A 23,427-nucleotide genomic window follows, 5' to 3' on the forward strand; every position below is an offset into this window, starting at 1 on the left:
AGTAAAGAGGGAAATTCGGGGAGGGCTTACGGGGGTGGGCCTGACTCGAAAACGCAAAAGCCCCGTCCGGCGCGATGCCGGACGGGGCTTTTTTTACGTCAGATTTGAAAACGCTATTACAGCAGCGGCAGCGAGTAGCTGAGGATCAGACGGTTTTCGTCCTGATCGCGCTGACCGGCGATGTCGTTGCGCCACGAAGCGTTTTTCCACATGAAGCCCACGTTCTTCAACGGGCCTTCCGGGATCACGTACGCTACGGTCAAATCGCGTTCCCACTCGGAAGCGCCGTTCGAGGTTTGAACGCGACCGGCGTTGTAGGTATCGATGTTGTCGCCACGCAGGTAAACCATGCCAGCGGTCAAGCCAGGCACGCCCACTTTGGCGAAGTCATAGGAGTAGCGTGCTTGCCAGGTGCGCTCGCCGGCACGGCCGAACTTCTGGATTTGCATGTCGGTGATGGTGTAGTTCGACGAACCGTCGCCCTGGTTCAGCCAAGGGAAGTCGCTGCTGCCGTTGCTGACCTGATAGCCACCACCGAAGGTGTGACCGGCAACGGTGTACAGGAACAAGCCGCTGTACAGGTTGTTGTCGACTTTACCGCGACCGTTGGCGAAACCAGCGTAGCTACCGGTGCTGTAGTAAGCAGGCGTGTCGCCGTTGGCGCCGTCATCAGAGCTGTTGAAGTAACGCAGATCGGACTTCAACACGCCCGGGCCGATTGCCCAGTTGTGAACCAGACCCAGGAAGTGTTGCTTGTAGAAATCTTCCAGGTTGCCGTAGTAGTACTGGGCAGTCAGGTCTTTGGTGATTTTGTAGTCACCACCGGCGTAGATGAACTTGTTGCTGTCGCGACCGGTGATGGTTGGGCTGTTAGCGCCACCAATCGACAGTTGCTCGTTGTTGCTGGAGTTACGACCTTTCACGGCTTCGATCTGACCACCGACCAGGGTCAGGTCTTTGATGTCGCCGGAAGTGATCTGGCCACCCTGCCAGGTTTGTGGCAGCAGACGACCGTCGTTGGTCACGATGACCGGCAGTTTTGGCTGCAGGGTGCCCAATTTCAGTTCGGTCTGGGAGATCTTGGCTTTGGCAGTCAGGCCCAGGCTCGAGTAGTTATCAACCGCTTCGCCGTTGGACTTGCTCGGGAACACAGTGCCGCCGTAAGAGGTAGCAGTAGCGCCGTTAGTGCCGCCGCCCGAATCCAGCTTGATGCCCAGCAGGCCGATGGCGTCGATACCGAAGCCGACGGTGCCTTGGGTGTAACCGGAGATGAAACGCAGATCGAAGCCTTGGCCCCATTCTTCGTTCTTGCTCTGAGCGCCAGCGGCTTTGGTGCCGGAGTCACGGTTATCGGTATTGATGTAGAAGTTACGCAGCCCCAGTGTGGCCTTGCTGTCTTCGATGAAACCGGCGGCGCCTGCCTGCTGCGCCATAACCCCTACGGCCACAGCCAGGGCCAAGGTGGACTTGTTCATGTATAGCTCCTCTCGTTTCTAATTTTTGTGTTCCTGGCCCGGGGTCTGATGCCCTGGATCCTAAGATGCGCGATTAGCGCCAGACCGTGACTGACAAGTCAATCGTAACCTCGTGTGTCTACGACCAAGGTCTAATCGCAGTGATTTGGTCCCTGCACAGTACTGATTTCCTGATAACCCCAAAAAGAATTATTTCATTCTTTTTAATACCATTCGAGTATATGGCCCATTAATGGCCACCTGCAGCGGGATACAGGATATCGGCTACTAAGCTCATTCCTAAATGGTATTTGTTAGCATTTTTTTAGATCGATTAGCTTTGGCGTATTCAAATCACGTCAAACTCTATCCAAAAGGCGACGCCATCATGGCCAAACGCGCACTATCGAGTCAATTTGTTACAGTTTGTGTATCGGCAATATTTTCTTTTTCCGCACAGGCAGCCAACCTCACGGTTGGTTACCAAACCGGTATCGATCCGAGCAAAGTCCCGCAGGCTGACGGTGTCTACGAGAAAACCATCGGCGAGAAGATCGACTGGCGTCGCTTCAACAGCGGCCCGGAAGTTGTGACAGCCATTGCTTCGGGCGACGTGCAGATCGGCAATCTCGGTTCCAGCCCTTTAGCGGCGGCGGCCTCGCGTAATCTGCCGATCGTCGCATTCATCGTTTCGGCACAGATCAACGCCGCCGAAGCACTGGTGGTGCGCAATGGCAGCGGCATCAATACCCCGCAGGATCTGGTCGGCAAGACCATCGCCACACCCTTCGTTTCCACCTCGCATTACAGCTTGCTCGGTGCCCTGAAGCATTGGGGCCTCGACGCTTCGAAAGTCAAAGTGGTGAACCTGCAACCGGCAGAAATCGCCGCGGCGTGGAAGCGTGGCGATATTGATGGCGCGTTTGTCTGGTCGCCGGCGCTGGGTGAAATCCGCAAGACCGGCAAGACGTTGACCGATGCTGCGCAAGTTGGCCAGTGGGGCGCGCCGACCTTTGAAGTGTGGGTCGCACGCAAGGACTTTGCCGAGAAGCACCCGGACGTCGTGGCCAAATTCGCCAAGGTCACGCTGGACTCGTTTGCTGATTACGCGGCGCACAAAGACAGCTGGACGGCTGACTCGGTGCCTGTGCAAAAAATCGCCAAACTGACCGGTGCCAATGCCGCCGACGTGCCGGAATTGCTCGCCGGTTCCGCATTCCCGGATGCCAAGGCACAACAAACCACGGCGCTGCTGGACGGCGGCACGGCGAAGGCGATTGGCGAGACGGCGAAGTTTTTGAAGGAACAGGGCAAAGTTGAGACGGTGCTGCCGGATTATTCGCCGTACGTGAGCGCGAAGTTCATCACCGAGTAATTGATCGTTCCCACGCCGATCGCTGATCGTTCCCACGCTCCGCGTGGGAATTCAGCCCGGGACGCTCCGCGTCCCATCGAAAGCCGAACGCGGAGCGTCCGTTGAGGCATTCCCACGCAGAGCGTGGGAACGATCGATGAACCGGGTCAGAGGGTTTTTTCAAAGATCTTCGAGTTGCGTTGGTAGTTGTACAGCGACGCCCGCGCCGCTGGCAGGCGTTCAACGCTGCTCGGTTCGAAGCCACGTTCACGGAACCAGTGCGCGGTACGCGTGGTAAGCACGAACAACGTTTTCAAGCCCTGCGCCCGCGCACGTGTCTCGATGCGCTCCAGCAGCTCATCGCCGCGACGACCGTGGCGATATTCCGGGTTCACTGCCAGGCACGCCAGTTCACCGGCGTCCGATTCGGCAATCTGATACAGCGCCGCACAGGCGATGATCATGCCTTCACGTTCGACCACGCTGAACTGCTCGATCTCACGTTCCAGCACTTCGCGCGAACGACGCACCAGAATCCCCTGCTCTTCCAGCGGACTGATCAAGTCGAGCAAACCGCCGACGTCTTCAATCGCCGCTTCGCGTACCAACTCGAATTGCTCTTGCGCGACCAGCGTACCGCCACCGTCACGGGTAAACAGCTCGGTCAGCAGCGCACCGTCTTCGACGTAACTGACGATATGGCTACGCGCGACACCGCCACGGCACGCTTCGGCAGCGGCATCAAGCAGTTCCGCCTGATAGTTGCTGCCCAGACGCTGCAAATGTGCCGGCACTTGTTGCGGGCGCAGTTCGCGCACCAGTTTGCCGTTTTCGTCGATCAGGCCGAGGTCAGCGCCGAACAGCAGCAGCTTATCGGCACCCAGATCAATGGCGGCGCGGGTAGCGACGTCTTCGCAGGCGAGGTTGAAGATTTCACCGGTCGGCGAGTAGCCCAGCGGCGACAGCAGCACGATCGAACGCTCATCGAGCAGGCGATTGATGCCCTTGCGGTCGACCCGGCGCACTTCGCCGGTGTGGTGATAGTCGACGCCTTCCAGCACGCCGATCGGCCGCGCGGTAACGAGGTTGCCGCTGGCCACGCGCAGACGCGAGCCCTGCATCGGCGACGAGGCCATGTCCATCGACAACCGCGCTTCAATGGCAATGCGCAACTGACCGACCGCGTCGATCACACACTCCAGCGTCGCGGCATCGGTGATGCGCATGCCGTGATGGTAATGCGGGGTCAGGCCGCGCGCGGCGAGGCGGGTTTCAATCTGCGGGCGCGAACCGTGCACCAGCACCAGTCGTACGCCAAGGCTGTGCAGCAAGACCAGGTCGTGGACGATGTTGCCGAAATTAGGATGCTCCACGCCGTCGCCGGGCAGCATGACGACGAAAGTGCAATCGCGGTGGGCATTGATGTAAGGGGACGCGTGACGAAGCCAATTAACGTATTCGGGCATGAACCTGGGCCTGTAATAAATAGCAGCCGGAAAAAGGGCGAAACGGAAAACGCACAGCGGGCTGATGGTTATCGTCGGAACAGGCTTGGCGACACGCGCGCTCTCCTCATGAATACGGGTTCAATTCCCACAAATTTAACGACCTCCCCCTGTAGGAGCTGCCGCAGGCTGCGATCTTTTGCGCTTTAAAACCAAGATCAAAAGATCGCAGCCTGCGGCAGCTCCTACAAGGGAGGCGTTCAATTCTTCAGGCAGTAATGTTCAATCAGTTGCCGTAATAGATGCACGGTAGGCTGCAAACGTGACATTTCAAGGTACTCGCCGGGCTGATGCGCGCAGGCAATGTCGCCGGGGCCGAGGACGATGGTTTCGCAGCCGAGGCGCTGAAGATAAGGCGCTTCGGTGCCGAACGCTACTGCTTCGGCGCTATGACCGGTGAGCTTTTCGGCGATGCGCACCAGTTCGGCGTCTGCATCCTGCTCGAACGGCGGCACTTCCGGGAACAGCGGTTTGTAATCGATCTTCACCTGATGCCGCTCGGCCACCGGGTTGAGCTTGCGCAGAATCTCCGCGCGCAGGACTTTCGGATCCATGCCCGGCAGCGGTCGCAGATCGAACTCCAGCGAACACTGGCCGCAAATCCGGTTGGGATTATCGCCGCCATGGATGCAGCCGAAGTTCATCGTCGGCTGCGGCACGCTGAACTGCGGGTTGTTGAATTCACGCTGCCACAACAGGCGCAGACCGCGCAGTTCGCCGATCGCATCGTGCATCGCTTCGAGAGCGCTGTGGCCCAGGCGCGGATCCGACGAATGGCCGCTCTGCCCGAGAATGTCGATGCGCTCCATCATGATGCCTTTGTGCATGCGGATCGGCTTGAGCCCGGTCGGCTCGCCGATCACCGCCGCACGCCCCAGCGGACGCCCCAGCGGACGCCCGGCCTCGGCCAGCGCGCGGGCGCCGGACATCGAGCTTTCTTCATCGCAGGTGGCGAGGATCAACAGCGGTTGTTTGAACGGCTGATCGAGCAGCGGCAACACCGCTTCGATGATCAGCGCGAAAAAGCCCTTCATGTCGCAACTGCCGAGGCCGACCCAGCGGCCATCGACTTCGGTCAATTTCAGCGGATCGGTCTGCCACAACGCATCGTCGTACGGCACCGTGTCGCTGTGCCCGGCCAGCACCAGCCCGCCGGGGCCGCTGCCGAAACTGGCGAGCAGGTTGAATTTGCCGGGGCTGACTTGCTGGATATCGCAGCTGAAACCCAGATCACCCAGCCAGCCGGCGAGCAAATCGATCACCGCGCGGTTGGACTGATCAAGGTTCGGTTGGGTACAGCTGACCGACGGCGCGGCGATCAGCGCAGCGAACTGGTCTTGCATGGACGGCAAAGGCATCGCTGACTCCAACTCCCGATTTGAAGTCCATCATAGAACCATCCGGCGTCAGGAATAAACCGCCGCAGGGCGTAGGACGAATCAGTCCTGTACACTGCACGGCCTTGGCAGCCACATATTCCCCGGCTGCGCTCCCGATCCTGGATTTTCCGGCCATGCAGAAAGAAACCGAAATCAAACTCCGCGTCAGCCGCGAAACCCTCGCCGCCCTGCGCGAGCACCCGTTACTGAAAAAACGCAACAAAAGTGGCTGGGAACGCCGTGAGTTGATGAACCAGTACTTCGACACCCCCGAGCGCGATCTGGCTCAGGCCAAAGTTGCCCTGCGCCTGCGCAAGGACGGTGACGAAGTGATTCAGACCCTCAAGACCCGTGGCCAGAGCGTCGCCGGCCTGTCCGAGCGTAATGAATACGACTGGAAGTTGCCGAAAGCCAAACTCGACGTGAAGAAACTCGACGGCGAATGCTGGCCCGAGTCGCTGGCCGAGCTGGACAAGAAAACCCTCAAGCCGATCTTCACCACCGATTTCGTCCGCGAACGCGCCGAAATTGCCTGGGGCCGTGGCAAGAGCAAAGTGGTTATCGAAGCCGCGCTGGATCTCGGTCACGTTGTGGTCGGCAAGCAGAAAGAAGAAATCTGCGAACTGGAGCTGGAACTGCGCGAAGGCGAGCCTGCTGCGCTGCTGGAACTGGCCGCTGAACTGGCCGCTACCCTCGCGCTGATGCCGTGCGACATCAGCAAGGCTGAGCGCGGTTATCGTCTGTACGATGCCAACAGCTACTCGCTGAGCCTGCCAGCGCCAGAGCTGACCCCGGAAACCCAGCTCGACGACGCTTTTGCCGCGCTGAGCTGGCACTTGCTCGGCAGCAGCCAGCGTCTGGCTGAACAGTACCGTTTCAACGGCCACTGGCGCCTGCTGCTCGACTGGGTCGAGAACCTCGCGGAAATGCGCGCCCTGCTCAGCAGCCTCGGCCAGGCCGCGCCGCGTCAGTCGACCCACGACTTGCGCGTTGCTCTGGATGCGTTGCTGGAAGACTGGCGCCCGCTGGTGCAGGCCGGTATCGAGGACGAAGACGTGCGCAAAGCCGCGCCGGAGCAGTTCCTCGAAGAACTCGAAGACCCGCGTTGGGGCCTGTTCTCGCTGAACACTTCGCGCTGGTTGCTGGCTCGCACCTGGACCGCCGAGCGTAACGTGCGTGGCAATCGTCAGGGCGGCGCGCAATTGCACAGCTGGCTGCCGCGCACCTTGGGCGAAGAAGCGACCGCTCTGCAATTGCAGCGTTATCAGCAGCAGCCGGAAGATCTGGCTGAGCAACTGCCACGTATCGAGCGCATTCAGGTCTGGCTGCACCACGCACGCAACGTGCTGGAGATCCCGGAAATGGATCGCCTGTACGGCGAACTGAACAAACTGGCACAACTGGCCAACGAGCCGACGATCACTGACGAACTGCTCGATGCACGCAAGCAGCAGGCGATTGCGGTTTACCAGAATCGTGCGTGGAAAATGCTGCTGCGCATGTAACACCCCTGTGATGATCGTTCCCACGCTCTGCGTGGGAATGCAGCCCGGGACGCTCCGCGTCCCAAAGCGGACGCAGAGCGTCCATTGAGGCGTTCCCACGCAGAGCGTGGGAACGATCAGTGGGAACGATCAGGGTCAAACCGGGAGGCTGGTGGTGGACTTGATCTCCGACAGCGCCACAATCGAATTTACTTCCTGGATCCCCGGCACCAGCGACAACTTCTCGAAGAAGAACCGCTCATACGCCTCAATGTCCGCCGCGACGATCCGCAACAAAAAATCCACCGCGCCCATCAGCACATAACACTCCAGCACCTCCGGAAAGCCGCGAATCGCTTCGGTAAATTCGGTGAAGTTCGAACGCCCGTGCGCGTTGAGTTTGATCTCGGCGAAGATCTGCGTGTTCAGGCCAATCTTCTTGCGATCAAGCAACGTCACCTGGCCACGAATGATGCCCTCCTCCTTCATCCGCTGAATCCGCCGCCAGCACGGCGATTGCGAGAGTCCGACCTGCTCGGCGATCTGCGCGCTCGACAGTGAAGCGTCCTCTTGCAGCAGGGCGAGAATCTTGCGGTCATAGCTGTCCAGCTCACTGTGCATAGAAAAACCTCTAATCAACAGCCTTGCGAATAGATCCATTCGATCAATCGCCAATAACGCCGATCATAGCCAAGAAATACCCCGCACCGAATGTAAAAATTCCTCCAGAGAATTTGGAGACTCGTCATGCCGCACCTCGAAGCCGTCACCACCACGCCCACCCGCGCCGATGTCTGGAACGTCAGCAACGCCCATTGCCTGGCGCAATATCAAATCCTCGCCGAAGCCGAGCCGGATTTGCTGGTGCGGGTGCTGAATCTGTTCGCCCTGCAATTCCTCACGCCCGAACAGGTCAACGTGCAGCGCATGGACGACCTAATTTCGATCGACATCGTCATGGGCGGACTCAGTTGGCATCGCGCGCAAGTGATCGCGGAAAAACTTCGTAACCTGATCAGCGTCTGCTCAGTGGATCTGCAAAACGCCGACAGCGCTTGGGATGCGCCTGCACAAGCGGCCGGCTGACAAATCCGGCAACGGCTTCGTCGGGTAGTGGCCCAACGGTCTGCCCGGCCGCGACTATCCTTTTGCGCACTGTCGTTTAAAAGGAAGCCCGCATGTCCGTTCAATTCGCCACTCAGGACCGCTGGCTGGAACTCAATGATGTGCTGCGTGAACTGGTCGCCCAAGGCTTTATTTGCCAGGACGCGGCGGAGCAGGCGCTGAATGCGCGCCGCCGGCACGCCGCACATGGCCAGATGCACCCGCTGGAATTTATCGCCAGCCAGCAACTCGACGACCTCAGCCGGCCGGGCAAACACCTCGACCTGGAAAGCCTGACTTTGTGGCTGGCGCAACAGGCCGGCCAAGCGTATTTGCGCATTGATCCGCTGAAGATCAACGTCGCCGCGATCACGCCGTTGATGTCTTACGCCTTCGCGCAACGGCACAAGATTCTCGCCGTGGCGGTCGACCGTGATGCGGTGACCGTCGCCAGCGCCCAGCCTTACGTCACCGGTTGGGAAGCCGATCTGACTCACGTGCTGAAACTGCCGATCAAACGGGTGGTGGCCAACCCGGCGGACATCCAGCGCTTCAGCGTCGAGTTTTTCCGGCTGGCCAAATCAGTCAGCGGCGCCAGCAATGCCGATGCGCAGAGCGGCAACCTCGGCAACTTCGAACAACTGCTCAACCTCGGCGCCAGCGATCAGGAGCCGGACGCCAACGACGCGCACATCGTCAACATCGTCGACTGGTTGTTCCAGTACGCCTTTCAGCAGCGCGCCAGCGATATCCACATCGAACCGCGACGGGAACAAGGCACCGTGCGCTTTCGCATCGACGGCGTGCTGCACAACGTCTATCAATTTCCGCCGCAGGTGACCATGGCGATCGTCAGTCGCCTGAAAAGCCTTGGGCGGATGAACGTCGCCGAGAAGCGCAAACCGCAGGACGGCCGGGTCAAGACCAAGACCCCGGAGGGCGGCGAAGTTGAGTTACGCCTGTCGACGCTGCCCACCGCGTTCGGCGAAAAAATGGTCATGCGGATTTTTGATCCGGAAGTGCTGCTCAAGGATTTCGATCAACTGGGTTTCAGCGCCGACGATCTGCGGCGTTGGCAGGACATGACCCGCCAGCCCAACGGCATCATTCTGGTCACCGGGCCGACCGGTTCGGGCAAGACCACAACGCTGTACACCACGCTAAAAAAACTGGCGACGCCGGAAGTGAACCTCTGCACCATCGAAGACCCGATCGAAATGGTCGAGCCAGCGTTCAACCAGATGCAGGTGCAGCACAACATCGACCTGAGCTTCGCCGCCGGTGTGCGTGCGCTGATGCGGCAAGACCCGGACATCATCATGATCGGCGAGATCCGCGATCTGGAAACCGCCGAAATGGCTATTCAGGCAGCGCTGACCGGGCACTTGGTGCTGTCGACCCTGCACACCAACGACGCACCCAGCGCGATCAGCCGTCTGCTCGAACTCGGTGTGCCGCATTACCTGATCAAAGCCACCGTGCTCGGCGTTATGGCCCAGCGTCTGGTGCGCACGCTGTGCCCGCACTGCAAGGCACCGCAGACGCTGGAGGAAGAAGACTGGCAAACCCTGACTCGCCCGTGGCAAGCGCCGCTGCCGGGCAATGCGCAACGGGCGATCGGTTGTGTGGAGTGCCGCGACACCGGTTATCACGGGCGCGCCGGGGTTTACGAAATCATGCAACTGAGCGACAGCCTGAAGGCGTTCATCACACCGGACACCGATCTGGCGGCGATTCGACGTCAGGCGTTCAAGGAAGGCATGCGCAGTTTGCGTCTGTCCGGCGCGCAGAAGGTGGCGGCGGGACTGACCACGATTGAGGAAGTGTTGCGGGTCACGCCGCAGAGTGAGCTCAAGTAACCCGTCAGGGAACTGGATCGGGGCTTGGCAATCCAACGCCCTAGTTAACCCCCAGGAGTCACCTCATCATGCGTCTCAAACTTGCTGTCGCCACCTTGGCCCTGCTGTCCCTTCCCGTTGGTTCGGCCATGGCGGACAGCTTTTGGCGTAACGTCATTTCGTCCGGTGCGACCACCGGTTCGACCTACCTGACCTTCAAGGATCACAAACTGATCATCGCCGCCCAGGACGATGCCGGCAGCTTCGTCGCCAGCGACGGCGGCATTCGCGGGCCGTACCTGGAAGCCGCGATGCAGAAAGTACGCGCCGACAACCCGGGCCTGCAGGCCACGGACATGGAACTGGCGAATGCGATTCTGGCGAAAAACGCCGTGGCTTCCGAGTAAGCCAAAAGCAAAAGATCGCAGCCTTCGGCAGCTCCTACAGGAAAATGCATTCCAAAGTAGGAGCTGCCGAAGGCTGCGATCTTTTGATCTTCAGCGGTAATCGTCTGCCAATACTTGTGTGAAGTGCCGCTCAAACGGGCGGTATTTTTTTGCCCGGATTTCCGCTCAACGCCTAACCCCTGTGGGAGCGAGCCTGCTCGCGAAAGCTTTCTTTCACCCAATATTTTCGGTGACTGAACCTCCGCTTTCGCGAGCAGGCTCGCTCCCACAGGGGAAGGTGTGCTTGCCGGGAAATCAGCGGTAATCGTCCACCGGCACGCACGCGCAATACAGGTTGCGATCGCCGTAAACGTTGTCCACCCGATTCACCGCTGGCCAATACTTGTGCGCTTTGGTGTGCGCATCCGGGGTGATGCCTTGTTCGATGCTGTACGGCCGCTCCCACACCCCGATGACATCCGCCAAGGTATGCGGCGCGCGTTTCAACGGGTTGTCTTCTGCCGGCCAGTTACCGTTTTGCACCTCGGTGATTTCCGCTCGAATGCTCAGCATCGCGCCGATAAACCGATCCAGCTCAGCCTTGGATTCACTCTCGGTCGGCTCGACCATCAACGTCCCCGGCACCGGAAATGACATGGTCGGCGCATGGAAGCCGTAATCCATCAGGCGCTTGGCGACGTCTTCTTCACTGATTCCGGTCTGCGCCTTCAATGGCCGCAAATCCAAAATACATTCATGCGCCACCCGCCCGTTACGCCCTGTGTACAGCACCGGGAACGCGCCGGACAAATGCTGCGCCAAGTAATTCGCCGCGAGAATCGCCACCTCGCTGGCATCGGCCAATTGCGGGCCCATCATGGCGATGTACATCCAGCTGATCGGCAAAATACTCGCACTGCCCCAAGGCGCGGCACTGACGGCGCCGTTCTGCGGCAGCGGCCCGTCGATTGGCACCACCGGGTGATTGGCAACGAACGGCGCCAAGTGCGCACGAATCCCGATCGGTCCCATCCCCGGCCCACCGCCGCCATGAGGAATGCAGAAGGTTTTGTGCAAATTCATGTGCGAGACGTCGGCACCAATGTCCGCCGGTCGTGCCAGCCCGACCTGCGCGTTGAGGTTGGCGCCGTCCATGTACACCTGACCGCCGTGTTGGTGGATCACTTCGCAGATTTCGCTGATGCCCTCCTCGTACACGCCATGGGTCGATGGATACGTCGCCATCAAACACGACAACTTATCCCCAGCCTCAGCGGCTTTGGCTTTCAAATCTTCCAGATCAACGTTGCCCGCCGCGTCGCACTCGACGATCACCACGCGCATCCCGGCCATCTGCGCCGACGCCGGGTTGGTGCCGTGGGCTGACGAAGGAATCAGACAAATATCCCGAGCGCCCTGTTGCCGGCTCTCGTGATATTTGCGAATCGCCAGCAGCCCGGCGTATTCGCCCTGCGCACCGGAGTTGGGCTGCATGCAGATCGCATCGAAACCGGTGATCGCGCAGAGCCAGCGCTCCAGCTCCTCGATCATCAGCGTGTAGCCGACGGCTTGCTCGCGCGGCACGAACGGATGCAGGTTGGCGAATTGCGGCCAGGTGATCGGGATCATCTCGCTGGTGGCGTTGAGTTTCATGGTGCAGGAGCCCAGCGGGATCATCGACTGGTTGAGCGCCAGATCCTTGTTCTCCAGTTGTTTGAGGTAGCGCAGCATTTCGGTTTCGCTGTGGTGCGCGTTGAAGACCGGATGGCGCAGGTACGGCGTTGTGCGCTGAAGGTTTTCCGGGATGCCCGAGGTCAGCGCCTCGGCGTCGAGATCGTCGACGCTCAAGCCGTGATCAGCCCCGAGCAAGACATCGAACAGTTTCGCCACGGTCGTTTCATCGCAGGTCTCGTCAAGGCTCAGCCCGACGCGGCCACGGCCAAGAATCCTCAGATTGATCTGCGCAGTCTGAGCGCTTTGAATAATCGCGGTTTGTGCGCCACCAACGTCGAGCGTCAGCGTGTCGAAAAACTGCGCGTTCAGGCGTTTCAGCCCATGCCGTTCAAGGCCTGCCGCCAGAATGCAGGTCAACCGATGCACCCGCTGGGCAATGCGTTTCAGACCTTCCGGGCCGTGATACACCGCGTAGAAACTGGCGATATTCGCCAACAGCACCTGCGCTGTGCAGATGTTCGAGTTGGCCTTCTCGCGGCGGATATGTTGCTCGCGGGTTTGCAGGGCCATGCGCAACGCGACGTTGCCCCGAGCGTCTTTCGACACACCGATGATCCGCCCGGGAATCGCCCGTTTATATTCCTCACGACTGGCAAAAAATGCCGCGTGCGGGCCGCCATAACCCATCGGTACGCCGAACCGTTGCGATGAACCAAACACCACATCCGCGCCCAACTCACCCGGCGGGGTCAGCAACAGCAAACTCAACAAATCCGTAGCGACGCACGCCAGCGCTTGCTGCGCGTGCAAGTGATCAATCAATGGACGCAGATCGCGCACTTCGCCGTGGGTGTCGGGATATTGCAGCAGCGCACCGAATACCTGGTGCTGCTTCAAGTTATCCACAGCGTCGATGATCAGCTCAAAGCCGAAGCCCTCGGCGCGGGTCTGCACCACGGAAATGGTCTGCGGGTGACAGTTCTCATCGACGAAAAACAGATTGCTCTTCGACTTCGCCACACGCTTGGCCAGCGCCATGGCTTCAGCCGCCGCCGTGGCTTCATCGAGCAGCGAGGCGTTGGCCAATTCGAGGCCGGTGAGGTCGATGGTCAGTTGCTGGAAATTCAACAGCGCTTCGAGCCGGCCTTGGGCGATCTCCGGTTGATACGGCGTGTACGCGGTGTACCAACCGGGATTTTCCAGCACGTTGCGCAGGATGACGGTCGGCGTCAGGGTGCCGTGGTAGCCCATGCCGATCAGGCTGCTCCAGACCTGATTCTGCTCGGCATAACCGCGCAGTTTGGCCAGCGCCGCTTGTTCGTCCAGCGCCGGCGGCAGATCGAGTGCGCGATTGAAGCGGATGCCCGGCGGCACAGTCTGTTCGATCAGTTCGGCGCGACTGCCGAGGCCGAGGCTGTCGAGCATCGCTTGTTGCTCGGCGGCATCCGGGCCGAGGTGACGACGCAGGAAGGCATCGGGATCGCGTAACTGGCTCAAGGACGGCAACTGGGACATGACGGGCTCTCTCTTGGCTGGCGCTCGGCGTCAATGCAACACGGTCAAACCAGCATAGCAGTGCCCTTGAAGATCAAAAGATCGCAGCCTTCGGCAGCTCCTACAAGGTCTACACCATCCCCCTGTAGGAGCTGCCGAAGGCTGCGATCTTTTGATCCTGAAAAAAAAGCCCCGACAAGTCGGGGCTTTGGGTATTGCTTAATGCTTACTCGCCGATGGCAGCCTTGTAAGCGCCGGCATCCAGCAGCTTGTCCAGCTCAGCCGCGTCGGTTGGCTTGATCTTGAAGATCCACGCGCCGTACGGGTCGGAGTTCAGCAGTTCAGGCGAACCACCCAGCTCTTCGTTGACGGCAATCACTTCACCGCCGATCGGCGCGTAGATGTCGGAAGCGGCTTTCACCGACTCAACCACACCGGCCTGATCTTGTGCAGCGAAGACTTTGCCGACTTCAGTCAGCTCGACGAACACCACATCACCCAGCGCTTCCTGCGCGTGATCGCTGATGCCCACAGTGACGGTGCCGTCGGCTTCCAGACGGGCCCATTCATGACTTTCGGCAAAACGCAGGTCGGCAGGGATATCGCTCATCTTCGGTGTCCTCGAGAAATTGTCAGCGGTCGTGCCCGCCGGAAAAGGTTAGATCAAAGTTTTGCCATGGCGGACGAAGGTCGGCTTGACCACACGTACCGGGTACCACTTGCCACGGATTTCCACTTCGGCGCGGTCGGCGGTTGCCATCGGAACACGCGCCAGGGCAATCGATTTGCTTAGCGTAGGGGAGAAACTACCACTGGTGATCTCTCCTTCGCCAACATCGGCGATACGAACCACTTGATGAGCGCGCAAAACGCCGCGTTCTTCCAGCACCAGACCGACCAGTTTGTGCGCCACGCCAGCGGCTTTTTCCGCCTCCAGGGCAGCACGGCCGATGAACTGCCGCGAGGCCGGTTCCCAGGCGATGCTCCAGGCCATGTTCGAGGCCAGCGGCGAAACGTCCTGATCGATGTCCTGACCGTAGAGGTTCATCCCGGCTTCAACGCGCAAGGTATCGCGGGCGCCGAGACCGATCGGGGAAATGCCGGCGCCAACCAGATCGTTGAAGAAACCCGGAGCCTGATTGGCTGGCAGGACGATTTCCAGACCGTCTTCACCGGTGTAACCGGTGCGCGCGATGAACCAGTCGCCGTCGGTATAGCCTTCGAAGGGTTTGAGGTGCTGGATCAGCGTGGCGCGGGATTGAGTCACCAGCTCGGCAATCTTGTGCCGGGCTTGCGGGCCTTGAATGGCCAGCATCGCCATCTCGGAACGCTCATGCAATTGCACGTCGTAGCCGGAAAGTTGCGCGTTCATCCACGCCAGATCCTGATCGCGGGTGGACGCGTTGACCACCAGACGATAACCCTCGTCGAGGCGGTAGACGATCATGTCGTCGACGATGCCGCCACGCTCGTTGAGCATGGTGCTGTACAACGCACGGCCGGGGCGGTGCAGGCGTTCGACGTCATTGGCCAGCAAATGCTGAAGCCAGGCCTTGGCCTGGTTGCCGGTGACATCGATCACGGTCATATGGGATACATCGAACACCCCGCAATCGCGGCGCACCTCGTGGTGCTCCTCAACCTGCGAGCCGTAATGCAGTGGCATGTCCCAACCGCCAAAATCGACCATCTTCGCGCCGAGGGCGAGATGCAGGTCATACAGAGGCGTACGCTGTCCCATGGGTTTCTCCTTCCGGGCGTGGCGAAGGTGCGGACAGCCGCTGCACGGGCGAAAGCCTTGAAATAGAAGGCTCTCAGCCGATTCCAGCGAACGGGTCTGTCAGACGAACCGCACCGAATGCCGCGCATTGTAGCCGCATGATTCAGGACTCACTACTAAGTGTTTCGATGCGCCGAGCGGCGAATCAGGCCGATGACCGGCAACAGTCCGACCAAAACCAGGGTCAGCGCCGGCAACGACGCCCGCGCCCATTCGCCTTCGCTGGTCATTTCAAAGATGCGCACGGCCAGCGTGTCCCAGCCAAACGGGCGCATCAGCAGGGTCGCGGGCATTTCCTTGAGCACATCGACGAACACCAGCAGCGCGGCGCTCAACGTGCCGGGCAGCAACAACGGCAGATACACTTTGAAAAACAGTCGTGGCCCACTGACACCGAGGCTACGTGCCGCTTCGGGCAAAGACGGCCGTATACGCGCCAGACTGTTTTCCAGCGGGCCGTAGGCGACCGCAATAAAGCGCACCAGATACGCCATCAGCAACGCCGCGAGACTGCCGAGCAGCAAGGGTTTGCCCGCACCACCGAGCCAGCCGGAGAGCGGGATCACCAACTCGCGATCGAGATAACTGAACGCGAGCATGATCGACACCGCCAGCACCGAACCCGGCAAGGCGTAACCGAGATTGGCCAGACCCACGCCGGAGTTGATCGCCGGCGTCGGCGCCAAGCGCCGGGCGAAGGCCAGCAGCAAGGCGACGCTGACGGTGATCAGCGCCGCCATGCCGCCCAGATAGAGGGTGTGCAGGATCAGCCCGGCGTAGCGCTCATCGAGATCGAAGCGCCCGCGCTGCCAAAACCAGACGATCAGTTGCAGCATCGGAATCACGAAGGCGCAGGCGAACACCAGTCCGCACCAGCTCATCGCCGCGAGGGCTTTGAATCCGCGCAGGTGATACAGCGCTTTCACCCGAGGCCGCTCGTTGCTCGCGCGGTTGGCGCCGCGTGCGCGACGTTCGCCGTACAGCACCAGCATCACCACCAGCAGCAACAGGCTGGCCAGTTGCGCCGCGCTCGACAGGCTGAAGAAGCCGTACCAGGTTTTGTAGATCGCGGTGGTGAAGGTGTCGAAGTTGAACACCGACACCGCACCGAAATCGGCGAGGGTTTCCATCAGCGCCAGCGCCACACCGGCACCAATCGCCGGCCGCGCCATCGGCAACGCTACGCGCCAGAAGGCTTGCCACGGCGATTGGCCGAGCACCCGCGCGGCTTCCATCAAGCCTTTGCCCTGCGCAAGAAACGCGGTGCGCGCCAGCAGGTAAACGTACGGGTAGAAAACCAGCACCAGCACGATAATCACCCCGCCGGTGGAGCGCACCCGGGGTAGGCGCAGGCCTGTGCCGAACCATTCGCGCAGCAGGGTTTGCACGGGGCCGGCGAAGTCGAGCAGGCCGACGAAGACGAAGGCCAGTACGTACGCGGGGATAGCGAACGGCAGCATCAGCGCCCAGTCGAGCCAGCGCCGTCCGGGGAATTCGCAGAGGCTGGTGAGCCAGGCGAGGCTGACGCCGAGCAGCGTCACGCCGACACCGACGCCGAGTACCAGCGTCAAGGTGTTGCCGAGCAGGCGCGGCATCTGGGTTTGCCACAGGTGCGACCAGATTTGTTGATCGATGGTCTGCCAGGAGAGCAGCAGAACGCTCAGGGGCAGCAGCACCAACGCGGCGATGGCGAAGACGATGGGGTACCAGCGGCGTTGGGCGGGGTGGGCCACTTCAAAGGTCTCGCGGGGAAATCGTGGAGTGTAAGGAAGAAAGCGAAAAGATCGCAGCCTCCGGCAGCTCCTACATTGGGAAATGTGATCACCCTGTAGGAGCTGCCGAAGGCTGCGATCTTTTGATCTTTACAGCAGCAGACTCAGTTCCAACCCGCCCGATCCATCATGCGGATCGCTTCAGCCTGACGCTTGCCCGCCACTTCCACCGGCAACGTATCAGCAATGAACTTGCCCCACGCCGCCACTTCTTCCGAAGGCGCCACCGCCGGGTTGGCCGGGAATTCCTGGTTCACATCAGCAAAAATCTTCTGCGCTTCCGGCGTGGTCATCCATTCAACCAGAGCCTTGGCCGCTTCCGGGTGCGGTGCATGTTTGGTCAGGCCAATCCCCGACAGGTTCACGTGCACACCGCGATCCGCCTGATTCGGCCAGAACAGTTTCACCGGCAGCTCCGGCTTCTGCTTGTGCAGGCGACCGTAGTAGTAAGTGTTGACGATGCCCACATCGCACTGCCCGGCGTTGATCGCCTCCAGCACTGCAACGTCATCGGAGAACACGTCGGTGGACAGGTTATTCACCCAGCCTTTGAGGATTTCCTCGGTCTTGGCTGCGCCGTGAACTTCGATCATGGTCGCGGTCAGCGACTGGTTGTAGACCTTCTTCGCCGTGCGCAGGCACAGGCGCCCTTCCCAGTTCTTGTCGGCCAGCGCTTCGTAAGTGGTCAACTCGCCCGGCTTCACCCGTTCGGTGGAATAGGCGATGGTGCGCGCGCGCAGGCTAAGGCCAGTCCAGGCGTGGGTGGACGAGCGATATTGCAGGGGAATGTTGGCGTCGATGGTTTTCGAGGTGAACGGCTGGAGGATGCCCATATGCTCGGCCTGCCAGAGGTTGCCGGCATCAACGGTGAGCAGCAGGTCGGCGGTGGCGTTTTCACCTTCGGCCTTGATGCGCTGCATCAGCGGCGCTTCCTTGTCGGTGATGAACTTGATCTTCACCCCGGTCTTGGCGGTGTAGGCATCGAATACCGGTTTGATCAGCTCATCGATGCGCGACGAGTAAACCACCACCTCATCAGCGGCCTGGGCCGTGGTGCTACCGATCAGGGTCAGGGCCAGTGCGGTCAGAAGACGCTTGGGTGCCAACATGGGAGTGGTCTCTCGGTCGGGAAATGTGGGCCAAATGATAAGGACTCACATTTACCACCTCAATCGAACTCTTTTTGAAGGAGTTACCAGATGTTGCATGATCGACCGCCATCCCTGTAGGAGCTGCCGAAGGCTGCGATCTTTTGATGTTGTTTTTAAGATCAAAAGATCGCAGCCTGCGGCAGCTCCTACAGGGGAATGCATTTCAAATGTAGGAGTGAGCCTGCTCGCGATGAGGCCATCAGCAGCAACGAAATGATCAAGGTTTGGCGAGGGCCGGAAGATCCCCCGTCAACCCGAGGGCCTCCCGCACAAACAGCGCCTTCGCCTCGGGCATCTGCTCCACCAGCTTCAACCCGGCATTCCTCAGCCAACGCACCGGCAAACGATCCGCCTGAAACAACCGCTCAAACCCTTCCATCGCCGCCATCAGCGCGAGGTTGTGCGGCATGCGACGACGCTCGTAACGGCTCAGCACTTTCACATCAGCCAGACGCTCCCCGCGCTCGGCCGCTTGCAGCAATACTTCGGCCAACACCGCCGCATCGAGGAAACCAAGGTTCACACCCTGCCCCGCCAACGGGTGAATGGTGTGCGCCGCGTCACCGATCAGCGCCAGCCCTTCCGCCACATAACGCTTGGCATGACGCTGACGCAGCGGCACGCACAGGCGCGGATCAGCACTGATGACTTCGCCAAGGCGACCTTCGAAGGCACGCTCCAGCTCGCGGCAGAAACCCGCTTCATCCAGCGCCATCAAACGCTCGGCTTCGCTCGGCGTGGTCGACCAGACGATCGAACACCAATCCTGCTGCCCGTCACGCTCCAGCGGCAGAAACGCCAACGGCCCGTGATCGGTAAAGCGCTGCCAAGCGATCGACTGGTGCGGCTGGCTGCTGCGCACGCTGGTGACGATGGCATGGTGCATGTAATCCCACTCGCGCGTGGCCATCCCGGTGAGACGGCGCACCGCCGAGTTAGCCCCATCAGCGGCAATCACCAACGGCGCGCGCAACTGTCGACCATCGGCGAGCGTCAGCAGCCAGTCATCGCCCGAACGGCGCATCTGTTCCAGCCGCGCATTGGCCAGCATGCCCAGATCGCAATCGTGCAAACGGTCGAGCAAGGCGTCCTGCACCACGCGGTTTTCGACGATGTGGCCGAGTACTTCGGCGTGCACGCTGCTCGCCGAAAAATGAATCTGTCCGGTGCCGCTGCCGTCCCACACGTGCATGTCGGTGTACGGGCTGCTGCGCCGTGCGGCGATGCCGTCCCAGACGCCGAGGCGTTCGAGGATTCGCTGGCTGGCCGCCGATAACGCGCTCACTCGCGGTTCAAACGCGGCTTCGGCGTCGAACGGTTTGACGCTCAGCGGGCTGCCGTCGAGCAGCAGCACTTCCAGCCCGCTATCCTGCAGCGCCAACGCCAGGGCGCTGCCGACCATTCCGGCTCCGACAATCAGCAGATCTGCGCGCATGTCCATGCTTTAAGCCTGTCTCGCTTGCGGCTTGAGCCGCACGTAAAGGGTTTTACCGACCCGCGCGACAAGGTTGCCGGCGCCGTCATGAATGTCGACCTGCAACTGCGGCAGGTATTTCTCGCCATTGGCGGTCTGCCGGCGAATCTCGCCGAGCAAGGTCTCGTCGATGCTGAACCGGGCGAACACCGGGCCTTTGCCCGGCGCGATAAAATCGATATCCGCTGCCTTGTCCCAGACGATGTACTTCGAACCGAGGTTTTCCATAAGCATCAGCATGAAAAACGGATCGACCATCGAGTACAGACTGCCGCCGAACTGCGTACCGACGTAATTGCGGTTGTACCAGCCGAGGCCCATCGTCACTTGAACGTCGCGGAAGTCATCGCTGATATGGCGAACGCGCACGCCAGCGCCAAGGTACGGCGGGTAGAAGGTCATCACCCAGCGCATCAACCGCGCCTTGCCGAATTTTTTAGTCAACCACTTAAGCATCCGGACGCGTCCCCAACCCCATGGCCTGACGCGCAAACCAGCGCTTGGCCGGTGGCAACAAATCGAGGCCAAGCAAGCCGATATTACGGCCCAGCGACACCAGCGGCTGCGTGCTGCCGAACAGGCGCGTGACCTGATCGGAGAAACCGACGGTGAGATCCTGATCGAGACGCTGACGCTCGCGATACGCCTGCAACGTGGCGAAATCGCCCAGCGGTTTGTCGCTGGCCAACAATGCAGAGGCCAAGGCATCGGCATCGCGCAGTGACAGGTTGAAACCCTGCCCGGCTATCGGGTGCAGGCTGTGCGCCGCGTTGCCGAGCACGGCCAGATGCGAGCGCACTTGCTCTTCGGCCTCGACCAGCGTCAGCGGATATAAATGCCGCGCGCCAACCTGTTTCAACGTGCCGAGGCGATAACCGAACACGCCCTGCAATTCGCTGAGGAAATCACGCTCGCTCAAATCGGCCAGACGCTGCGCGTCCATGCCCAAACGCGTCCAGACCAGGGCGCAACGGTTTTCCGGCAGCGGCAGCAGCGCCATCGGCCCTTCATCGGTGAAGCGCTCGAAAGCCATGCCGTTGTGCGCTTCGCTCGGGGTGATGTTGGCGATCAGCGCGCTCTGGTTGTACGGACGCTGGCGCACGTTGATGCCCAACTGCTCGCGCAGCCCGGAGCGACCGCCATCGGCGAGCACGGCGAGGTCGCATTCCAGCGTGGTTTCATCGTTGAGGGTCAGGCGATAGCCGTCGGCCAGCGGCTCCATGCGCGTGACTTCTGCCGGGCAGCGCCAACTTATCACCTCTTTGTCGACGTGCTGCCACAGGCAATGGCCGAGCCAGGCGTTTTCCACCACATAACCAAGTGCCGGTACGCCCTCTTCCATCGCCGACAGACGCGCGGTGGAGAAGCGACCACGGTCAGATACGTGAATCTGTTTGATCGGCTCGGCTCGGCGGGAGATTTCCTGCCACACGCCCAAGCGTTGATAAATCTGTCGCGAGCCGAAGGACAGCGCCGACGAACGTGCGTCGTAGCTCGGCTGCCAACTGTCGCCGGGGGCGAACGGCTCGATCAGCACGATCTTCCAGCCGCGCGCCTTGGCCCCGGCCTGCAAGGCCAACGCCAGACTGGCGCCGACCAGACCGCCACCGATGATTGCCAGATTGACTCGACTCATGCCGCGTGTGTCCTTGCTTGCGCCATCAGCGCTTCGATGTCGGCGACGGTTTTCGGTACGCCGGTGGTGAGGATTTCACAGCCTGTTTTGGTCACGACCACGTCGTCCTCGATGCGCACGCCAATGCCGCGCCATTTCTTCGCGACGTTTTGATTGTCCGGGGCGATGTAGATGCCCGGCTCCACGGTCAGCGCCATGCCGACTTCCAGCACGCGCCATTCGCCGCCGACCTTGTACTCGCCGACGTCATGCACATCCATACCCAGCCAGTGGCCGGCACGGTGCATATAAAAGGCTTTATAGGCCTCGCTGGCGATCAACTCGTCGACCTCGCCTTGCAACAATCCGAGCTTCACCAGCCCCGTGGTGATCACCCGAACCGTGGCCTCGTGCGCCTGATTCCAGTGTTTGTTCGGGGCGATTTCGGCGAACGCGGCTTCCTGCGAGGCCAGCACCAATTCGTAGATCGCTTTCTGCTCGGGCGAAAACTTGCCGTTGACCGGCCAGGTACGAGTGATGTCGCTGGCGTAGCAGTCGATCTCGCAACCGGCGTCGATCAACACCAGATCGCCGTCCTTGAGCAACGCGTCATTCTGCTGGTAATGCAGGATGCAGCTGTTGCGCCCGGCGGCGACGATCGAACCATAAGCGGGCATTTTCGCCCCACCCTTGCGAAATTCGTAGTCGAGTTCGGCTTCGAGGCTGTACTCGTAGAGCCCGGCCCGACTGGCCTGCATCGCGCGGATATGGGCTTGCGCCGAGATCCGTGCGGCTTCGCGCATCACCTTCACTTCTGCCGCCGATTTATACAGGCGCATGTCGTGCAGCAGATGATCCAGCGCAACGAATTCGTTCGGTGGCTGCGCGCCAAGGTGCGCCTTGGAGCGGATCACGTTGATCCAGTCCATCAGGTGACGGTCGAATTCGGGGTTGCTGCCCATCGCCGAATACACCCGGTCGCGGCCTTCGATCAGGCCCGGGAGGATGTCGTCGATGTCGGTGATCGGGAAGGCGTCGTCGGCACCGAAGTCGCGGATCGCGCCTTCCTGCCCTGCGCGCAAGCCGTCCCACAATTCGCGTTCGGCGTTGCGTTCACGGCAGAACAGCACGTACTCGCCATGCTCGCGGCCGGGCATCAAGACGATGACGGCTTGCGGCTCGGGAAAGCCGCTGAGGTATTGGAAATCGCTGTCCTGACGGTAGACGTGCTCGACGTCGCGGTTGCGGATGGCGACCGCGGCGGCGGGCAGGATCGCGATGCTGTTGGGTTCCATCTGCGCCATCAGGGCCTTGCGGCGACGGCTGTATTCCGCTTTGGGGATATGGGTCATGGGCAGATGGCTTTCCCTGGCACGCGATTAATGCAGCGACGGTTTGGCCGCTGGCGGCACGTCGGCTTTCTTGGTTTCCGAGAACAACAGCAGCGGCGCGACGCGCAGGTACTCCATGACTTCCATGTAGTCGGTCTCGCCGTCTTCGGATTCTTCCAGAGCGTCTTGCACCTGGGAGATCGCCGCCAGATCCTGCAGCACTTCGGTGGCTTCGGTGCTGAGCATGCTACTGTCGCGGCAGTTCAGGCCGAAACCGCTGAGGAAGCCCTGGCACCACTCGCCCAGTGCAGCGGCGCGCTCGGCCAGCGGCGCGTCATCGGTCGGCAGCAGCAGAACGACGGTAACGTCGTCGCCGGTGAGTTCGCCTTTGACCATCTCTTGCAGGCCGATCAAGGCGTTGCGAACGTTGTCCTGCGGCTCGCTTTCGAGCAGTTCGGCAGCGTCGATCAACCATTCTTCGGCAGTGAAACCGGCGCCGGCGCAGCTGCGTCCGAGCAGCAGGCCATGCAGTTCGGCAGGCGAGACGTTGTGGCCGCTGGAAGTCAGCAGCGTGGCGAAGGCTTGGTACGGGGAATTCTGAATGGTCATGGGCAGCTAGGCGCCAGACGGCG

General features: G+C 60.8%; 19 protein-coding genes. 5 read left to right on the forward strand and 14 right to left on the reverse strand.

Annotated features, from left to right (window positions below):
• Nucleotides 1–116: 116 nt before the first annotated feature.
• Nucleotides 117–1,475 (reverse strand): OprD family porin, encoded by a 1,359-nt coding sequence (locus KFS80_RS14335; RefSeq protein WP_053124851.1) that lies wholly within the window; start codon nucleotides 1,473–1,475, stop codon nucleotides 117–119.
• 367 nt (nucleotides 1,476–1,842) lie between these two features.
• On the opposite strand from KFS80_RS14335, the gene tauA reads away from it, so the two are divergent.
• A complete protein-coding gene (tauA, locus tag KFS80_RS14340) occupies nucleotides 1,843–2,829 on the forward strand; it encodes a taurine ABC transporter substrate-binding protein (RefSeq protein ID WP_218959284.1) in 987 nt (328 codons plus the stop codon).
• Between the two features lie 146 nt (nucleotides 2,830–2,975).
• On the opposite strand, the gene argA is transcribed toward tauA, so the two are convergent.
• Together argA and argE are read right to left on the reverse strand one after the other, a co-directional pair.
• On the reverse strand, nucleotides 2,976–4,274 hold the full coding sequence (gene argA, locus KFS80_RS14345) for an amino-acid N-acetyltransferase (RefSeq protein ID WP_053124855.1): 1,299 nt from the start codon (nucleotides 4,272–4,274) through the stop codon (nucleotides 2,976–2,978).
• A 239-nt stretch (nucleotides 4,275–4,513) separates the two neighbouring features.
• A complete protein-coding gene (gene argE, locus KFS80_RS14350; protein ID WP_212545122.1) occupies nucleotides 4,514–5,671 on the reverse strand; it encodes an acetylornithine deacetylase in 1,158 nt (385 codons plus the stop codon).
• A gap of 155 nt (nucleotides 5,672–5,826) precedes the next feature.
• On the opposite strand from argE, the gene KFS80_RS14355 reads away from it, so the two are divergent.
• Nucleotides 5,827–7,197 (forward strand): CYTH domain-containing protein, encoded by a 1,371-nt coding sequence (locus KFS80_RS14355; RefSeq protein ID WP_053124859.1) that lies wholly within the window; start codon nucleotides 5,827–5,829, stop codon nucleotides 7,195–7,197.
• A 135-nt stretch (nucleotides 7,198–7,332) separates the two neighbouring features.
• Here KFS80_RS14355 and KFS80_RS14360 read toward each other — a convergent pair whose 3' ends face one another.
• Nucleotides 7,333–7,797, reverse strand: coding sequence for an Lrp/AsnC family transcriptional regulator (locus tag KFS80_RS14360; protein ID WP_016983809.1), 465 nt, complete (start codon nucleotides 7,795–7,797; stop codon nucleotides 7,333–7,335).
• A 126-nt stretch (nucleotides 7,798–7,923) separates the two neighbouring features.
• On the opposite strand from KFS80_RS14360, the gene KFS80_RS14365 reads away from it, so the two are divergent.
• The 3 genes from KFS80_RS14365 (at nucleotide 7,924) to KFS80_RS14375 (ending at nucleotide 10,525) form a co-directional block, all read left to right on the forward strand.
• Nucleotides 7,924–8,262, forward strand: a complete 339-nt coding sequence (locus KFS80_RS14365) for a hypothetical protein (RefSeq protein WP_212545123.1) — start codon at nucleotides 7,924–7,926, stop codon at nucleotides 8,260–8,262.
• Between the two features lie 92 nt (nucleotides 8,263–8,354).
• Nucleotides 8,355–10,139 (forward strand): type IV pilus assembly ATPase TfpB, encoded by a 1,785-nt coding sequence (tfpB, locus tag KFS80_RS14370; RefSeq protein WP_212545124.1) that lies wholly within the window; start codon nucleotides 8,355–8,357, stop codon nucleotides 10,137–10,139.
• A 65-nt stretch (nucleotides 10,140–10,204) separates the two neighbouring features.
• Nucleotides 10,205–10,525, forward strand: a complete 321-nt coding sequence (locus KFS80_RS14375; protein WP_171057234.1) for a DUF2388 domain-containing protein — start codon at nucleotides 10,205–10,207, stop codon at nucleotides 10,523–10,525.
• A 294-nt stretch (nucleotides 10,526–10,819) separates the two neighbouring features.
• On the opposite strand, the gene gcvP is transcribed toward KFS80_RS14375, so the two are convergent.
• From gcvP to KFS80_RS14425, 10 genes are all read right to left on the reverse strand, one after another.
• Nucleotides 10,820–13,693 (reverse strand): aminomethyl-transferring glycine dehydrogenase, encoded by a 2,874-nt coding sequence (gene gcvP, locus KFS80_RS14380; RefSeq protein ID WP_212545125.1) that lies wholly within the window; start codon nucleotides 13,691–13,693, stop codon nucleotides 10,820–10,822.
• 205 nt (nucleotides 13,694–13,898) lie between these two features.
• Complete coding sequence (gcvH, locus tag KFS80_RS14385; RefSeq protein ID WP_053124868.1) at nucleotides 13,899–14,282, reverse strand: glycine cleavage system protein GcvH; 384 nt, start codon at nucleotides 14,280–14,282, stop codon at nucleotides 13,899–13,901.
• A 48-nt stretch (nucleotides 14,283–14,330) separates the two neighbouring features.
• Nucleotides 14,331–15,413 (reverse strand): glycine cleavage system aminomethyltransferase GcvT, encoded by a 1,083-nt coding sequence (gene gcvT / locus KFS80_RS14390; protein WP_053124871.1) that lies wholly within the window; start codon nucleotides 15,411–15,413, stop codon nucleotides 14,331–14,333.
• A gap of 155 nt (nucleotides 15,414–15,568) precedes the next feature.
• Nucleotides 15,569–17,185, reverse strand: coding sequence for an ABC transporter permease (locus KFS80_RS14395; protein ID WP_008081442.1), 1,617 nt, complete (start codon nucleotides 17,183–17,185; stop codon nucleotides 15,569–15,571).
• Nucleotides 17,186–17,328: 143 nt separating this feature from the next.
• On the reverse strand, nucleotides 17,329–18,333 hold the full coding sequence (locus tag KFS80_RS14400; RefSeq protein WP_212545126.1) for an extracellular solute-binding protein: 1,005 nt from the start codon (nucleotides 18,331–18,333) through the stop codon (nucleotides 17,329–17,331).
• 259 nt (nucleotides 18,334–18,592) lie between these two features.
• The gene (locus KFS80_RS14405) at nucleotides 18,593–19,810 is read right to left on the reverse strand and encodes a 2-octaprenyl-3-methyl-6-methoxy-1,4-benzoquinol hydroxylase (RefSeq protein ID WP_212545147.1); all 1,218 of its coding nucleotides are present in this window, start codon (nucleotides 19,808–19,810) and stop codon (nucleotides 18,593–18,595) included.
• A gap of 9 nt (nucleotides 19,811–19,819) precedes the next feature.
• Nucleotides 19,820–20,305 carry a DUF4442 domain-containing protein gene (locus tag KFS80_RS14410; RefSeq protein ID WP_212545127.1) on the reverse strand — a complete coding sequence of 162 codons (486 nt, stop codon included), beginning with the start codon at nucleotides 20,303–20,305 and terminating at the stop codon, nucleotides 19,820–19,822.
• Nucleotides 20,298–21,485 (reverse strand): 2-octaprenyl-6-methoxyphenyl hydroxylase, encoded by a 1,188-nt coding sequence (gene ubiH / locus KFS80_RS14415; protein ID WP_212545128.1) that lies wholly within the window; start codon nucleotides 21,483–21,485, stop codon nucleotides 20,298–20,300. The genes KFS80_RS14410 and ubiH overlap by 8 nt, the downstream gene beginning before the upstream one ends.
• A complete protein-coding gene (gene pepP / locus KFS80_RS14420; RefSeq protein WP_102901403.1) occupies nucleotides 21,482–22,816 on the reverse strand; it encodes a Xaa-Pro aminopeptidase in 1,335 nt (444 codons plus the stop codon). The genes ubiH and pepP overlap by 4 nt, the downstream gene beginning before the upstream one ends.
• Before the next feature lie 27 nt (nucleotides 22,817–22,843).
• Nucleotides 22,844–23,404, reverse strand: a complete 561-nt coding sequence (locus KFS80_RS14425) for a YecA/YgfB family protein (protein WP_053124884.1) — start codon at nucleotides 23,402–23,404, stop codon at nucleotides 22,844–22,846.
• Nucleotides 23,405–23,427: the final 23 nt, after the last annotated feature.

The organism is Pseudomonas rustica, from assembly GCF_018336155.1.
GTDB classification, from domain to species: Bacteria; Pseudomonadota; Gammaproteobacteria; order Pseudomonadales; family Pseudomonadaceae; genus Aquipseudomonas; species Aquipseudomonas rustica.

Bases quoted from the DNA above. Each gene is read 5' to 3' on its own strand.
- KFS80_RS14335 (WP_053124851.1), bottom strand. From the start codon at position 1,475: ATGAACAAGTCCACCTTGGCCCTGGCTGTGGCCGTAGGGGTTATGGCG.
- tauA (WP_218959284.1), top strand. From the start codon at position 1,843: ATGGCCAAACGCGCACTATCGAGTCAATTTGTTACAGTTTGTGTATCG.
- argA (WP_053124855.1), bottom strand. From the start codon at position 4,274: ATGCCCGAATACGTTAATTGGCTTCGTCACGCGTCCCCTTACATCAAT.
- argE (WP_212545122.1), bottom strand. From the start codon at position 5,671: ATGCCTTTGCCGTCCATGCAAGACCAGTTCGCTGCGCTGATCGCCGCG.
- KFS80_RS14355 (WP_053124859.1), top strand. From the start codon at position 5,827: ATGCAGAAAGAAACCGAAATCAAACTCCGCGTCAGCCGCGAAACCCTC.
- KFS80_RS14360 (WP_016983809.1), bottom strand. From the start codon at position 7,797: ATGCACAGTGAGCTGGACAGCTATGACCGCAAGATTCTCGCCCTGCTG.
- KFS80_RS14365 (WP_212545123.1), top strand. From the start codon at position 7,924: ATGCCGCACCTCGAAGCCGTCACCACCACGCCCACCCGCGCCGATGTC.
- tfpB (WP_212545124.1), top strand. From the start codon at position 8,355: ATGTCCGTTCAATTCGCCACTCAGGACCGCTGGCTGGAACTCAATGAT.
- gcvP (WP_212545125.1), bottom strand. From the start codon at position 13,693: ATGTCCCAGTTGCCGTCCTTGAGCCAGTTACGCGATCCCGATGCCTTC.
- gcvH (WP_053124868.1), bottom strand. From the start codon at position 14,282: ATGAGCGATATCCCTGCCGACCTGCGTTTTGCCGAAAGTCATGAATGG.
- gcvT (WP_053124871.1), bottom strand. From the start codon at position 15,413: ATGGGACAGCGTACGCCTCTGTATGACCTGCATCTCGCCCTCGGCGCG.
- KFS80_RS14400 (WP_212545126.1), bottom strand. From the start codon at position 18,333: ATGTTGGCACCCAAGCGTCTTCTGACCGCACTGGCCCTGACCCTGATC.
- KFS80_RS14405 (WP_212545147.1), bottom strand. From the start codon at position 19,810: ATGCGCGCAGATCTGCTGATTGTCGGAGCCGGAATGGTCGGCAGCGCC.
- KFS80_RS14410 (WP_212545127.1), bottom strand. From the start codon at position 20,305: ATGCTTAAGTGGTTGACTAAAAAATTCGGCAAGGCGCGGTTGATGCGC.
- ubiH (WP_212545128.1), bottom strand. From the start codon at position 21,485: ATGAGTCGAGTCAATCTGGCAATCATCGGTGGCGGTCTGGTCGGCGCC.
- pepP (WP_102901403.1), bottom strand. From the start codon at position 22,816: ATGACCCATATCCCCAAAGCGGAATACAGCCGTCGCCGCAAGGCCCTG.
- KFS80_RS14425 (WP_053124884.1), bottom strand. From the start codon at position 23,404: ATGACCATTCAGAATTCCCCGTACCAAGCCTTCGCCACGCTGCTGACT.